This window comes from Pseudomonas persica (genome assembly GCF_900291015.1).
Lineage (GTDB): Bacteria > Pseudomonadota > Gammaproteobacteria > Pseudomonadales > Pseudomonadaceae > Aquipseudomonas.
The window spans coordinates 47719-61923 of the sequence record NZ_OLKL01000034.1 but is presented as its reverse complement, the minus strand read 5'-3'; the positions used below and the strand labels follow the sequence as shown (position 1 = coordinate 61923).

Here is a 14205-nt window from a genome sequence, read left to right as displayed (position 1 = left end):
GCTCCCACAACCCGCGCTTGACCTCAAGTTAACTCAAGGTCCGATACTCCGTCACTCTCTCAATTGATCGAGGACTTACCGTGAGTCATTCAACCGCGTTCCAACTGAGCAACCCCGAAGGCCTGTACGACCCCAGCGGCAATGCCTATTCCCATGTCGCCGAAGTTCATGCCGACAGCCGCCTGCTGTTCATCGCCGGTCAGGGCGGGGAGGGCCGCAACGGGCAGCTGTCGCCGCTGTTTGCCGAGCAGGCCCGCCAGGCGCTGGCCAACCTGGAACTGGCCCTGGCCTCGAAAGGCGCCAGCCTGGCCCAGGTGTTCAAGCTGACCCTGCTGATCGTCGAGCATTCCGACACGCGTCTGCGTGAGTGGGTAACCGAGGCTGACAGGGCCTGGGGCCCGCACATGAAACCGACCTGCACGCTGATACCGGTTCCGCGGCTGGCGCTGGATGGCATGCTGGTGGAGATCGAGGCGGTGGCAGCGGTGTAGCGCCAGGCAATGGGGTGGTGGCGCCAAGCAAATGCTCTGTTGTATACCGGGTGCGGCATTGCGCTGGCGCCGCCTCGCTAGAAGAAACTGCGCTGTGCCTTGAGGGTAACCATGCTGTCGCAATAGCTATTGATGCCCGAGTATGCATCACACCCGCCGCCACTGAGGCTGGAGTTGCTGTAGATCAGGTTCAGGTCGATGCCAAGCCAGGGCCGGGACAGTTCCAGCGACCAATCGGAAAAGGTATTCACCTGGCTGCCATCGCCAATGGTGAATGGCGCGCCCAGGCGGTGATGGGCGAGCTTGACGGTAAGGTCGACGTCGAACAGCGGCAGTTGGCCGAAGTCGGCGAACAGGGTGCCGGTGCGGTTGTCGGGGTTGTCGCGCAGCGCTCCGCCGAAACGCCTGCCCAGCACCGACAGCCCGCCGTACAGGGCATAACTGTCGGGGCCTGCGATGTCCGGCTGACTATAATGGATCAACCCCACCTCGTAGCCCAGGCTGCTATCGAAGCGGTGCTTGTAGCCCAGGTAACTGTCCAGCCGCAGGGTGGAACCGGGTGTCACGCCCATGCTCGGGGCGTACTGGCCCAGATACCAGCCGCTGGGGTGGCTGAAGTCGAGGCCACCGTGGAACGCACCGATGGCGCTGGGCGAGATCAGCCCCTGGGCCATGCTGCGTGAAGGTGTGGTGGCGAGGGTGAAGTCGAAGTCGCCCAGTTCGCGTTTGATTTGCTGGGCCAGCAGCACGGGGCTGAACAGCAGTGCAGCACTCAGCAACAGAAGGGGCCTGGTCATGGTCTCCGTCCTGGAAGGCTTGCAGTTGAGCTGTAGAGCATACCCGTGCCGGCGGAGGGAGGGAACCGTTGGCTAGCCCGTTCAGCCTTTGGTCGAACGGTCAGCGTCAGCGGTTTCGGTCACTACCGGCAGGTTGCCGGCCCGCTGGATTACCCGCCGTTGCTGCTCATAGTCGTCCAGCGACAGGCCACGGCGCTGCAGCGCTTCCAGTTGCAGTTGACGGGTTTCTTCGGCGGTGTAGGGGCGCAGTTCGGGGTGGCTGGCACAGCCGCCTGTGATGGCGATGGCAACAACGGCAAGGGTGGCGGAGAGCAGGCGGGCCAGGGTGTTCATCAGGTCGCTCCAGGGGCCGGGGTCGTGGACGGCAAGTCGATGGAGCAAGGTTATTCGGCCAGGTCGTTTGGCAGAAATTGCCATTCTCGATAGTGACTATCGATGGTTCCAGAGGAACCGGGAGGGTGCGATGGGGCAAGACGAACAACCGCGCAAATGGGGCGTGCTGGAGCCGATCGACCGGATCACCGAAGTCATCTTCGGGCTGTTGATGGCGATGACCTTCATCGGCTCGCTAAGCGTTGCTACGGCAGGGCGCGAAGATGCCCGGCTGATGCTGATTGCCGCGTTCGGCTGCAACCTGGCCTGGGGCCTGGCCGATGCGGTCATCTATTTGTTGCGTACCTGGACCGAGCGCACCCGCAGCCGGACCTTGCTGGCCCGCCTGCAAGCCGTTGAAGCCAGCCAGGGGCGCAGGCTGATTGCCGATGCGCTGCCAGAGCGCATCGGCCTGGCACTGGATGCTGACGGCCTGGAGATGCTGCGCGGGCGGATGCAGCGTGATGCTGGCCGCCCGCTGCCGGTGCGCCTGGGGCTGGATGATCTCAAGGCCGCCCTGGCCACTTTCCTGTTGGTGGTACTGGCCACCTTCCCGATGGTCATTCCATTCCTGCTGATCGAGACCACCGGCACGGCCATCCGCGTGTCGAACCTGGTCGCCCTGGCCATGCTCTTCCTTGCGGGCTGGCTGCTGGCACGCTATTCCGGTGGCCGTACCCTGTTGACCGGCGTGGTCCTGGCAGCGGTCGGGGCGGCGCTGATCATGGCGATCATCGCCCTGGGCGGCTGAGCCCCGCCCGCTCTCACAGGATCACCACAGGTTTGAACATTGTGGAGTACCTGTGGGAGCGGGCGTGCCCGCCAAAGGGCCGCTACAGTCAATTACAGATGTCAATCCAGCCCTGATATAGATTCAAAAGCAGCAACCACCCCCACCCTTGGCGCGCGCCCCGTATCTGGCTAAAAGCAGCGTCATTGCTACCCTTAATCCACGCGGCCTGATCTCACGGGGAGAAGCGATGCGCATGCCATTGTCAGCGGTCCTGCTGGTGATCCTGTATCTGAGCGCTACGCCTGGCCTGGTGCTGGCAGAGGACGTACCGGCCCCGGACCCGGCGCCACAAACCGATACGGTCGCGGCCAAGGATCCGGTGTTCACCGAGGAGCAACTGGACCAGATGCTCGCACCCATCGCCTTGTATCCCGATGCGCTGCTGGCCCAGGTGTTGATGGCATCCACCTACCCGGGGCAGGTCAGCGAAGCCGTGACCTGGTCCGAGGCCAACCCCAAGGCCTCCGGCGACGATGCCGTCAAGAAGGTGGCGAACCAGCCATGGGACCCGAGCGTACAAGCGCTGGTGGCCTTCCCGCAGGTGCTGGCAACCCTGGCTCAGGACCCGGTCTGGGTACAGCGCCTGGGCGACGCCTTCCTTGCGCAGCCCGACGATGTCATGGGCGGCGTGCAGCGCCTGCGTCATCAGGCCCAGGCCGCCGGCAACCTGCAGAGCAACCAGTACCAGAACGTGACCGTGCAGACTGCGCCCGCACCAGCACCGGCCCCGGCCTCCAAAGGCAGCGGCACCCCGGTGGTCACTGCCAGCAGCCCGCCCACCACCATCATCATCGAGCCGGCCGACCCGCAAGTGGTGTACGTGCCCAGCTACAACCCGAGCAGCACCTACGGCACCTGGGCCTACCCGGCCTCGCCGCCGGCGTATTACCCGCCACCGCCCATGTACTACCCCGGTTCCGCGCTGGTGGCGGGCCTGGCTTTCGGTACCGGCGTGGCGATCGTCGCCTCGCTGTGGGGTGACTGTGACTGGGGCAACAATGACATCGACATCGACGTCAACCGCTACAACAACATCAATGCCAACAACCGCATCACCAACAACCAGAACAAGTGGCAGCATAACGCCGCCAACCGCGACGGGGTGCCGTATCGCGATTCCCGCAGCCGTCAGCAGTACGGTCGCCAGCTGGACGGTGCCACCCAGCGTACTGCCTTCCGCGGCGACGACGCCCAGCGCGCCCAGGCGCGGGACAAGGCCAGGGCGTCGATGGACCGGGCCGGCATCGAACGGCCGGCTACCAGCAATCGGCAGGCACGCCAGCAGATGCGCGAAGCGCAGGCGGGCAATTCGCCCGGTAACCGCCTGCAGCCCCGTAGCGACAACCCGAGGGCAACCGACCGCCGACAGGACACCCGTAACACCCAGGCTCGGCAGCAGAACAACCAGCTGAACCAGCACAGGCAGGGCGAAGGCCAGGGGCGGCAACTGGCGCAAAACCGGCCCTCCAATACAGCTGGCCGGGCGCGTAACAATGCCTTCGACGGTGTGCGTTCGCCCTCGCGCACCAGCGCACAGGCCAGCCGCGGCCGCACCAGCCAGTCGCTCGCCCAGCGCCCCAGCACGTCGCGCGCCGCCGGGCACCAGATTTCCCGGCCCAGTGCGCCCGCACGCCGTGGGGGAGGTGGCCGCCGATGAACCGCCAATCGATAGCGTCACTGGTACTCGCAGCCGGTATGGCCTGGTCGACCCTGGCCGCTGCGCAGGAAGCCTTCCCGACCCCGGAGAAGGCCGTGGAGTCCTTCGTTGCCGCGCTGGGCGAGGAGAAACCCGATGAAGCCCGCCTGGCCCGGTTGCTGGGCGATGACTGGCGCATCTACATACCGCGCGGGGGCGTGCAACGCAGTGACGTGGACACGTTCCTGGCGCAGTATCGTGCGCAGCACAGCTTCGACATGTCGGGGGTGAACAAGGCCATCCTCGCGGTGGGCAGTGATCACTGGACGTTGCCCATACCGTTGACCAAAGGCAACCAGGGTTGGCGCTTCGACCTCAAGGCCGGCAGCGCCGAAATCCGCGCCCGGCGCATTGGCCGTAACGAACTGGGGGCCATGCAGTCGCTGCTGGCCTACCACGACGCGCAGATGGACTATGCCACGCAGGACCACAACGGCAACGGTGCGCTGGAATACGCGCAGAAGATATTCAGCGAGCCCGGCAAGCATGACGGGCTGTACTGGAACGACGATGGCGACGGCCAGGTCAGCCCGCTGGGCCCGCTGTTCGGCCAGGACATGGTCGGCGACGCCTGGTATGGCTACCACTTCCGCATCCTCGATGCACAGGGCCCATCCGCCCCCGGCGGCGCCTACAGCTACCTGATCGGCAACCAGATGAGCCGCGGCTTCGCCATGGTTGCCTGGCCGGCCAAGTACGATGACACCGGGGTGATGAGCTTCATGATCAGCCATGACGGCGAGGTGTTCGAAAAAGACCTCGGACCGCATGGCAACAAGCTGGCCAAGGAGATGAAACGCTTCGACCCGGATGACAGCTGGAAGGTGGTAGACGTGCCGGCGGGTATTGACCCTGAGGGAGCTGGCAAGCAGTAAAGGTCTATTTGCCCAACATCTGCCGCACCAGCCACTGCCCCGCCGGCCCGAGCGCGCGCCGGCTCGACCAGGCCACATCCATATCAACCCGGCGCGGGTACCCGGCCACCTGCAACTCCACCAGCCCACTGCCAAACCGTGCCACCAGCGCCCTGGGTAGTTCGGCCCAGCCGAACCCGCGCACGGCGAACTCCAGCAGGGTGAGGTAGTCCGGTGCCGACCAGGCCTGGCCGCGACCGTGGTGCAAGCTTGGGGCATAGGTCTTGATATACAGCTGGCGTACGTTCTCCAGGTGCTGCGTCTGCACCTGAGGCAAAGCCGCCAACGGATGCCCGCTGGCCACGTACACCCCAAACTCTGCCTGCTCGGGCAAGCGCGCCACGGCGACGTCAGCGGGGTAGCTGGGTTGGGTGGCAAGAATGCCGATCTGTGCCAGGCCCTGTTGGATCAGCTCGATCACATCGGCATCTTCCGACGGGCCGCAGCGCAGCTCGGTATGCGGGTAGTGCTGGGCGAAGCGGGCCATCACCGCGCCCTGGAAGGTCACGCTGTAGCTGTCCGACATCACCACCGAGACCAGTGCCTCGACGTTTTCCGTCAGCCGTGCCGCCAGGGCATCGAGCTGGGCGCTGGCATCGAGAATCGCCTCGACATGGCTCAGCACCTGGCGCCCAGCTTCGTTCAGCGTGGGGTGACGGCCGCCACGCTCGAACAACGGGCAACCCACATCGGCCTCGAAATTGGCGATGGCGATGCTGATGGTGGACTGGCTTTTGCGCAACTTGCGCGCCGCAGCGGAGAACGAACCCAGCGATGCGGCTTCGACAAAGGCAACCAGAGCTTCAGGTGAGTAGCGCATGGTATTGATAAAACCGATGGTAGCTATGTCGCGAGTATCAGTTTTATCAAAGAAAATAGGAAGCACGACTCACGCAATGGATGGAATATGCAATGAAAAACGTGTCTTTCACCGAACGCCTGGTTCACGCCGTCGGTTATGAAGTGTTCGCCGTGTTGCTGTGTGCGCCGTTGTTGTCCTGGATCATGGGCAAGTCGCTGGCGACAGCAGGGACGCTGGCGGTGACCCTGTCGGTGATCGCGATGCTGTGGAACATGGTCTACAACGCGCTGGTCGATCGCTATGTGCAGACCGAGCGGATCCACTGGAAGGCCCGCGCACGCTTCGTGCACGGCCTGGGCTTCGAGGCCGGGCTGGTGGTGTGGTGCCTGCCGGTGGCGGCGTGGATGCTGGATATTTCGTTGCTGCAGGCGCTCATGGTGGAACTGGGCTTCTTCGTGATCATCTTGCCCTACACCGTGCTGTATAACTGGGCCTTCGACAAAGCCCGACACCTGCTGATACAGCGTCGCTTTGCATAAGCCCGTCCCTGTGGGAGCGGGCATGCCGGCGAACACCGGCGGAGCCGGTGCCACCCACCGAGTCGCCTGATTCGCGGGCGCGCCCGCTCCCACAGGGACATGTTTGGAGCATAAGTCCGCAAAAAAAGGGCATGCCATCGCTGGCATGCCCCTTATTTCAAACCGCTATATCGTCTCAGGCGACTTTGACGATCCAGCCTGCCGGTGCTTCCACATCACCGCTCTGGATACCGGTGAGCTCGTTGTAGAGCTTCTGGGTAACCGGGCCGACCTTTTCCAGGTCGTGGAACACGTGCAGCTTGCCGTTGTACTCGATGCCGCCGATCGGAGTGATCACCGCAGCGGTACCGCAGGCGCCGGCTTCGATGAAGCGGTCCAGCTTGTTGATTTCCACATCGCCTTCGATCACGGTCAGGCCCAGGCGCGATTGCGCCAGTTCCATCAGCGACAGGCGGGTGATGCCTGGCAGCACCGAGGCCGATTTCGGGGTGACGAACTCGTTGTTGCCGGTGATGCCGAAGAAGTTGGCCGAGCCGACTTCCTCGATCTTGGTGTGGGTCAGCGGGTCGAGGTAGATGGCGTCGGCGAAGTTGGCTTTCTTCGCTTCAGCGCCCGGCTGCAGGCTGGCGGCGTAGTTGCCACCCACCTTGGCCGCACCAGTGCCTTGCGGGGCGGCGCGGTCGAAGCTGGAGATCTGGAAGTTGTGCGGCTTCATGCCGCCCTTGAAGTACGAGCCAACCGGGATGGCGAAGATCGAGAAGATGAACTCGGGCGCGGTGCGCACGCCAATGTTGTCACCGGTGCCGATCACGAAGGGGCGCAGGTAGAGGGCGCCTTTGCCATGCGGTGGTACGAACTTCTCGTTGGCCTTGACCACTTGCTTGCACGCCTCGATGAACACATCGGTCGGCACCTGCGGCATCAGCAGGCGGGCGCAGCTGCGCTGCATGCGGGCAGCGTTCTGGTCCGGGCGGAACAGGTTGATCGAACCGTCCTTGCAACGGTAGGCCTTGAGGCCTTCGAAGCACTGCTGGCCGTAGTGCAGGGCCGTGGAGCCTTCACTGATGTGCAGTACGTTGTCTTCGGTCAGGGTGCCTTTGTCCCACTCGCCATTGCGCCATACGGACAGGTAGCGTTTGTCGGTCTTGATGTAGTCGAAACCAAGCTTGTCCCAATTAATGCTTTCGTTGCTCATGACACCCTCATTGTCTTGCAAGTGCCCGATTGCTCGGGCTGCTGTTATATGCGCACCACGCCACCATAATACATCCGTGGCGGATCGGGAACGGCCAGTCACGAATTCCGTGAGCGCGCCGCGGACCCTGTGGGAGCGGGTTCACCCGCGAAACAGGCGACGCGGTGGATGGCACGGGCTTCGCCGCTTCGCCCAGTCGCCGCGGTGGCTCTGCCAGCAGGCTTCTTCACTGTCGAACCGCACATCCCAGGCGCAGTACCGGTATGACGGGGGCGAGGGGCATGGGGCGTCCTTTACTGGGGCTGAGGCCACTACTGTAACCCAGTTGTACCGCTTGTGGTCGCCCAGCCCGGCAGCAATGGTTGACCACCCGCCAGCCACTGCGTAGCCTTGCCACTTCGAGGTTCTTCGGCCAGGCCGAAGCTAAGACGGGAACGCGGTACAAGCCGCGGCTGCCCCCGCAACTGTAAGCACCGATAACGGATCGACACAGCCACTGCGCCTGCGCGCGGGAAGGCGTCATCCCGCCAGCCTGCTGCACCAGCGGGCACCTGGAACGGTGCGAGCCAGGAGACCTGCCTCGTCACGTTTTCGACTTTCAACCGGGCGGGGTGATCCGGTGGCGAACAAGCCCGGCCGGCCTGGCCTGCGGCTGTCGTCCTGCATGCCCGCGCCAATCTGCCAAGGGCAATGCGACATGAAAACACTGGCCAAGCTTCCCGTCACCATCGTCACCGGCTTCCTCGGCTCGGGCAAGACTACCTTGCTGCGCCACATGCTCGACAACGCCCAGGGCCGCCGCATTGCGGTGATCGTCAACGAGTTCGGCGAACTGGGCATCGACGGCGAAATCCTCAAGCAGTGCAGCATCGGTTGCACCGAGGAAGAAGCCAGCGGTCGGGTCTACGAACTGGCCAATGGCTGTCTGTGCTGCACCGTGCAGGAAGAGTTCTTCCCGGTGATGCGCGAGCTGGTGGCACGCCGTGGCGACCTGGACCATATCCTCATCGAAACCAGTGGCCTGGCCCTGCCGAAACCGCTGGTGCAAGCCTTCCAGTGGCCGGAAATCCGCAATGCCTGCACCGTCGACGCGGTGATTACGGTGGTCGACAGCCCGGCCGTGGCCGCCGGCACCTTCGCCGCCTACCCGGACCAGGTCGATGCCCAGCGCAAGCTCGACCCCAACCTGGACCACGAATCGCCGCTGCACGAACTGTTCGCCGACCAGCTGGCCAGCGCCGACCTGGTGGTGCTGAACAAGGCCGACCTGATCGACGCCGAAGGCCTGGCCAAGGTCCGCGCCGAGGTGGCCGAAGAGCTGCCGCCGGCGGTCAAGGTGGTCGAGGCCAGCAGCGGCAAGCTGCCGCTGGAAGTACTGCTGGGCATGGACGCCGAGTCCGAGGCACACATCGATGGTCGCCGTACCCACCATGACTCGCACCATGATGGCGATGACCATGACGATCATGACCACGATGCCTTCGACTCCATCTCCATCGACCTGCCCGAAGCCGACGAAAGCCTGCTGCTCGACGCCCTGACCCAGCTGGTGGTGGAGTTCGGCATCCTGCGCGCCAAAGGCTTCGCTGCCATCCCGGGCAAGCCGATGCGCCTGCTGGTGCAAGGCGTGGGCAGCCGTTTCGACAAGCACTTCGACCGCGCCTGGCGCGCCGACGAACCGCGCATCACCCGCCTGGTGCTGATCGGCCAGGACCTCGACGCTGCCCAGCTGGAAGCGCGCCTGCGCCAGGCCCTGGGCGCCTGACCCATGCACCTGCTGCGGACCCAGCCCGGCGGTTTCGTGCCGGATGACAGCATTGCCGACCTCGGCCAGACTCCCGCCGAGCTGGTGATTCTCTGCAGCGGCGATTCGCACCTGGCGTTGCTCGCCGATACCGCCGAGCAATTGCCCGAGGACTACCCCAGCCTGCGCCTGGCCAACCCGATGCAGGTGCAGAACCATGCCTCGGTCGACCTGTACGTTGACCAGGTGCTGCGCCATGCCAAGGTCATCCTGGTGTCGCTGCACGGTGGCGTCGGCTACTGGCGCTATGGCATCGAGCAACTGGTCGGGCTGGCCGGCCGTGGCGTGCAACTGATCCTGGTGCCGGGCGACGACCGCCCGGACCCGGAGCTGACCAGCCTGGGCAGCGTCAGCGGCGCGCAGGCCGAGCGCCTCTGGCACTACTTGCGCCAGGGCGGCAAGGCCAACGCCATCAACCTGTTCAACTGCCTGGCGAGCCAGTGGCTGGGCCGCGACTACGCCTGGGACGAGCCGCAGCCTTTGCCGCGCACCGCCGTGTATCACCCGGCCAAGGGCAACGCCACGCTGGAGGACTGGTACCCGCAGTGGCACCCCGAGCAGCCGGTGGCGCCGCTGCTGTTCTACCGCTCGCACCTGCAGGCGGCCAATACCACGTTCATCGACGTGTTCTGCCAGCGCCTGCAGGCCGCCGGGCTCAACCCGTTGCCGATCGCCGTGGCCAGCCTCAAGGAAAGCGCCTGCCTGGAGCAGGTCGAAGCCTGGCTGGACGAGGTGGGTGCCGAGGTGCTGGTCAACACCACCGGCTTTGCCCTCTCCAGCCCCGAACGCCCCAACCTGCGCCCGTTCCGGCGTGACATCCCGGTGCTGCAGGCCATCTGCGCGCAAGACAACCAGCCCGGCTGGGAAGCCAGCGAGCAGGGCCTGGGGGCGCGTGACCTGGCCATGCACATTGCCTTGCCCGAACTGGACGGGCGCATCATCACCCGCCCGGTCAGTTTCAAGGACATGGCCTGGCGCAGCGAGCGCAGCCAGTCCGACGTGGTCTGCTACCGCGCCCACCCCGAGCGCATGGACTTTGTCGCCGAGCTGGCCCGCCGCTGGGTCGAGCTGGCGCGCCTGCCGAATGCCCAGAAGCGCGTGGCCCTGGTGCTGGCCAACTACCCGACCCGGGATGGCCGCATTGGCAACGGCGTTGGTCTGGACACCCCGGCGGCGGCGCTGAACATCCTCAAGGCCCTGCAGGCCGAGGGCTACCCGCTGGCCGACTTGCCGGGCAGCGGCACGCAACTGATCCGCCAGTTGCTCGGTGGCGTGACCAACGACCTCGACCAACTGGACCTGCGCCCCTGCGCGCAGAGCCTGAGCCTGGCCGATTACCAGGCCGCCTTCGAGCGCCTGCCCGAGGCCAACCGCCAGGCAGTGCTGGAGCGCTGGGGGCCACCGCAGCAGGACCCGATGTACCGCAGTGGCCGGCTGATGGTGGCCGGTCTGCGCTTTGGCCTGACCTTCGTCGGCATCCAGCCGGCGCGGGGCTACCAGGTGGACCCCAGCGCGGTGTACCACGACCCGGACCTGGTGCCGCCGCACGGTTACCTGGCGTTCCACTTCTGGCTGCGCCATGCCTTTGCCGCCGACGCGGTGATCCACGTCGGCAAGCACGGCAACCTCGAATGGCTGCCCGGCAAGGGCGTCGGGTTGTCGGCGCAGTGCTGGCCGGACGCCTTGCTCGGCCCGCTGCCGAACATCTACCCGTTCATCGTCAACGACCCGGGCGAGGGTGCCCAGGCCAAGCGCCGTACCCAGGCGGTGATCATCGACCACCTGATGCCACCGCTGACCCGTGCCGAAACCTATGGCCCGTTGCGCCACCTGGAGCAGCTGGCCGACGAGTTCTACGAAGCACAACTGCTCGATCCACGGCGGGCCCGCGAGTTGCAGCGCGACATTCTCGAGCTGGTCAAGGTCAACCACATCGACCGCGAACTGCAGCTGGAAGGCCAACTGGACGATGCCGCCGTGTGGCTGCCGCGCCTGGACACCTATCTGTGTGACCTGAAGGAGTCGCAGATTCGCGATGGCCTGCATGTGTTCGGTCAATCGCCTGAGGGCCGGCTGCGCCTGGATACCTTGCTGGCGCTGGTGCGGGTCGAGCGTGGCGACGGTCGCGGCGGCAATGCCAGCCTGCTGCGGGCCCTGGCCAGGGCGCTGGTGCCGGGTTTCGACCCGCTCGATTGCGAACTCGGGCAGCCGTGGCAGGGCGCGCGCCCTGAGCAGTTGCAGGCCATGAGCAGCGAGCCCTGGCGCACCTGTGGCGATACTCGCGAGCGCCTCGAACTGTTGGCGCTGCAGGTCATCGACCAGGCGCTGGGCGGAACCGTACCGTTACCTGCCCTGAGCGAATGGCAGCCGGTGCACGACGTGGTGCAGGCGCTGCGCGAAGCGGTGGCACCCAGCCTGGACGCCTGCGGCAGCGCCGAAATGAACGGCCTGCTGGCGGCGCTGGCCGGGCGCTTCGTGCCCGCCGGGCCCAGTGGCGCGCCAAGCCGTGGGCGCCTGGACGTGCTGCCCACCGGTCGCAACTTCTATACCGTGGACGTGCGCAACCTGCCCACCACCACCGCCTGGCGCCTGGGCTTCGCCTCGGCCAACCTGATCCTCGAGCGCCACCTGCAGGACCACGGCGATCACCTGCGTCAGCTCGGCCTGTCGGTGTGGGGCACGGCAACCATGCGTACCGGCGGCGATGACATCGCCCAGGCCATGGCGCTGATGGGGGTGCGACCGGTGTGGGCCACCGGCAGCCAGCGGGTCGACGATTTCGAAATCCTGCCGCTCAGCCTGCTCGACCGCCCGCGGGTGGACGTGACCTTGCGCGTTTCCGGTTTTTTCCGTGACGCCTTCGGCAACCTCATTCGCCTGTTCGATGCCGCCGTGCAGGCGGTGGCCGCACTGGACGAACCCGACGATCTCAACCCCCTGGCCGCCCGCGTGCGTAGCGAGCGTGCCGCGCTGCAGGCGCAGGGCGTGGACGCCGAGCAGGCCGCGCGCCAGGCCGGCTGGCGGGTGTTCGGTGCCAAGCCCGGGGCCTATGGCGCCGGGGTGCAGAACGCCATCGACGGGCGCCTGTGGCACAGCCGTGACGACCTGGCCGAGGTTTACCTCAACCACGGCGGCTATGCCTACGGCGCCAGCGACGACGGCACCCCGGCGCGCGCCCAGTTCGCCCAGCGCCTGGCCAAAGTGCAGGCGGTGCTGCAGAACCAGGACAACCACGAGCACGACCTGCTCGACTCCAACGACTACTACCAGTTCCAGGGTGGCATGCTGGCGGCGTCGGAAACCCTGTCCGGTGCGGCAGTGGCCAGCTACCACGGCGACCACAGCCAGGCCGATCGGCCGCGCATCCGTACCCTCAAGGAAGAGTTGAACCGGGTCATCCGCGCCCGGGCGCTTAACCCGAAGTGGATCGACGGGGTCAAGCGCCATGGCTACAAAGGCGCCTTCGAGATGGCCGCGACAGTCGACAACCTGTTCGCCTTCGACGCCACCACGCAGCTGATCGACGACCATCATTACCAGGCGCTGGCCGATGCCTACGTGCTCGACCCGGCGACCCGCGATTTCATGCGCGAGCACAACCCCGAGGCCCTGCGCGACCTTACCGAGCGTTTGCTGGAGGCCCAGCAGCGCGGCCTGTGGCAGGCGCCTGGCGACTACCGCGAAGCCCTCGAGGAACAACTGCTCGACGGCGAGGAACAGGCTTGAAATGAGTGAACCCGTGCAATTTCCGCTGGCCGCCGTGGTCGCTGCGGACGACCTGAAACTGGCACTGTGCCTGACCGCCATCGACCCGAAGATCGGCGGCGTGCTGATCGAGGGGCCGCGTGGCATGGCCAAGAGTACCCTGGCCCGAGGCTTGGCCGACCTGCTCGGTGAGGGCCCGTTCGTCACCCTGCCACTGGGCGCCAGCGAAGAACGGTTGGTCGGCACCCTCGACCTGGATGCCGCGCTGGGGCAGGGCAAGGCCCAGTTTTCCCCGGGGGTGCTGGCCCAGGCCGATGGCGGTGTGTTGTATGTCGATGAAGTCAACCTGCTGCCTGACACCTTGGTAGACCTGTTGCTCGACGTGGCCGCCAGCGGCACCAACCGCGTCGAGCGCGATGGTATCTCGCACCGGCACAGTGCCCGTTTCGTGCTGATCGGCACCATGAACCCGGAGGAGGGCGAACTGCGCCCGCAACTGCTCGACCGCTTTGGCCTGAACGTGGCGCTGGAAGGCTTGCCCGAGCCCGAGGCACGGCAACAGATCATTCGCCGTCGCCTGGCCTTCGACAGCGACCCGCAGGCCTTCTGCGCGCAATGGGCCGAGGCCCAGATGCAATTGCGCGAGCGCTGCCAGGTGGCGCGCCACGCCCTGGCCGGCATTGCCCTGGACGACCAGGCGCTGGCCTGGATCACCGAACGCTGCTACGCCGCCGGGGTCGACGGCCTGCGCGCCGACCTGGTCTGGCTGCGCGCCGCACGCGCCCACTGTGCCTGGCGCGGTGGCGCGGCCATCGAACAAGCCGATGTCGATGCAGTGGCCGAGTTCGCCTTGCGCCATCGCCGCCGCGTTACGCCCCAGGCCAACCCACCTTCGGCGCCGCAGCAGCCTGAGCAGCAGCCCGGTCAGCAAGGCGCAGGCAACCCTGGTGAACAGGGCGGGCAGGGTGACTGGGGCGCAATGCCGGCGCAGCCGGTGGCCAGCGGCGCCCGTCGTGAGGTGCCGAACTGGGCAAAAAAGCCCTGAGCATCCCCCAGCCACCAGCCAAACGGGCGGATGCCAAAGCGGGCGCAGGTAA

12 protein-coding genes and 1 riboswitch are annotated in these 14205 nt (G+C 66.0%); of the genes, 8 read left to right on the top strand and 4 right to left on the bottom strand.

The genetic code is table 11. The features are described 5' to 3' along the window. The first annotated feature begins 80 nt into the window (after positions 1 to 80). On the top strand, positions 81 to 491 hold the full coding sequence (locus FQ664_RS17330; RefSeq protein WP_144173632.1) for a RidA family protein: 411 nt from the start codon (positions 81 to 83) through the stop codon (positions 489 to 491). Between the two features lie 77 nt (positions 492 to 568). On the opposite strand, the gene FQ664_RS17325 is transcribed toward FQ664_RS17330, so the two are convergent. Both FQ664_RS17325 and FQ664_RS17320 read right to left on the bottom strand, forming a co-directional pair. After that, a complete protein-coding gene (locus tag FQ664_RS17325; RefSeq protein ID WP_144173630.1) occupies positions 569 to 1288 on the bottom strand; it encodes a TorF family putative porin in 720 nt (239 codons plus the stop codon). Positions 1289 to 1369: 81 nt separating this feature from the next. Then, positions 1370 to 1621 (bottom strand): hypothetical protein, encoded by a 252-nt coding sequence (locus FQ664_RS17320; RefSeq protein ID WP_144173628.1) that lies wholly within the window; start codon positions 1619 to 1621, stop codon positions 1370 to 1372. Between the two features lie 130 nt (positions 1622 to 1751). On the opposite strand from FQ664_RS17320, the gene FQ664_RS17315 reads away from it, so the two are divergent. From FQ664_RS17315 to FQ664_RS17305, 3 genes are all read left to right on the top strand, one after another. Beyond that, positions 1752 to 2411, top strand: a complete 660-nt coding sequence (locus FQ664_RS17315; protein WP_144173626.1) for a VIT1/CCC1 transporter family protein — start codon at positions 1752 to 1754, stop codon at positions 2409 to 2411. 229 nt (positions 2412 to 2640) lie between these two features. Beyond that, positions 2641 to 4110: a DUF3300 domain-containing protein gene (locus tag FQ664_RS17310; protein WP_144173624.1), complete on the top strand. Its 1470-nt coding sequence runs from the start codon at positions 2641 to 2643 to the stop codon at positions 4108 to 4110. Then, a complete protein-coding gene (locus FQ664_RS17305; protein ID WP_144173622.1) occupies positions 4107 to 5024 on the top strand; it encodes a DUF2950 domain-containing protein in 918 nt (305 codons plus the stop codon). The genes FQ664_RS17310 and FQ664_RS17305 overlap by 4 nt, the downstream gene beginning before the upstream one ends. Positions 5025 to 5028: 4 nt before the next feature. On the opposite strand, the gene FQ664_RS17300 is transcribed toward FQ664_RS17305, so the two are convergent. Beyond that, positions 5029 to 5883, bottom strand: coding sequence for a LysR family transcriptional regulator (locus FQ664_RS17300; RefSeq protein ID WP_144173620.1), 855 nt, complete (start codon positions 5881 to 5883; stop codon positions 5029 to 5031). Between the two features lie 92 nt (positions 5884 to 5975). Here FQ664_RS17300 and FQ664_RS17295 point away from each other — a divergent pair, with 92 nt between their 5' ends. Beyond that, positions 5976 to 6404: a multidrug/biocide efflux PACE transporter gene (locus tag FQ664_RS17295; RefSeq protein WP_144173617.1), complete on the top strand. Its 429-nt coding sequence runs from the start codon at positions 5976 to 5978 to the stop codon at positions 6402 to 6404. A gap of 175 nt (positions 6405 to 6579) precedes the next feature. On the opposite strand, the gene FQ664_RS17290 is transcribed toward FQ664_RS17295, so the two are convergent. Then, positions 6580 to 7599, bottom strand: a complete 1020-nt coding sequence (locus tag FQ664_RS17290) for a branched-chain amino acid aminotransferase (RefSeq protein ID WP_144173615.1) — start codon at positions 7597 to 7599, stop codon at positions 6580 to 6582. Positions 7600 to 7983: 384 nt separating this feature from the next. After that, positions 7984 to 8196, top strand: a riboswitch (cobalamin riboswitch). 100 nt (positions 8197 to 8296) lie between these two features. Between FQ664_RS17290 and cobW the strand changes: the two genes are divergently transcribed. From cobW to FQ664_RS17270, 3 genes are read left to right on the top strand one after another with little or no spacing between them, the layout of a single operon-like run. Beyond that, positions 8297 to 9364, top strand: coding sequence for a cobalamin biosynthesis protein CobW (gene cobW / locus FQ664_RS17280; protein ID WP_144173611.1), 1068 nt, complete (start codon positions 8297 to 8299; stop codon positions 9362 to 9364). Between the two features lie 3 nt (positions 9365 to 9367). Beyond that, positions 9368 to 13129, top strand: a complete 3762-nt coding sequence (cobN, locus tag FQ664_RS17275; protein WP_144173609.1) for a cobaltochelatase subunit CobN — start codon at positions 9368 to 9370, stop codon at positions 13127 to 13129. Between the two features lies 1 nt (position 13130). Then, positions 13131 to 14153 carry a magnesium chelatase ATPase subunit I gene (locus FQ664_RS17270; protein ID WP_144173607.1) on the top strand — a complete coding sequence of 341 codons (1023 nt, stop codon included), beginning with the start codon at positions 13131 to 13133 and terminating at the stop codon, positions 14151 to 14153. Positions 14154 to 14205 lie beyond the last annotated feature (52 nt).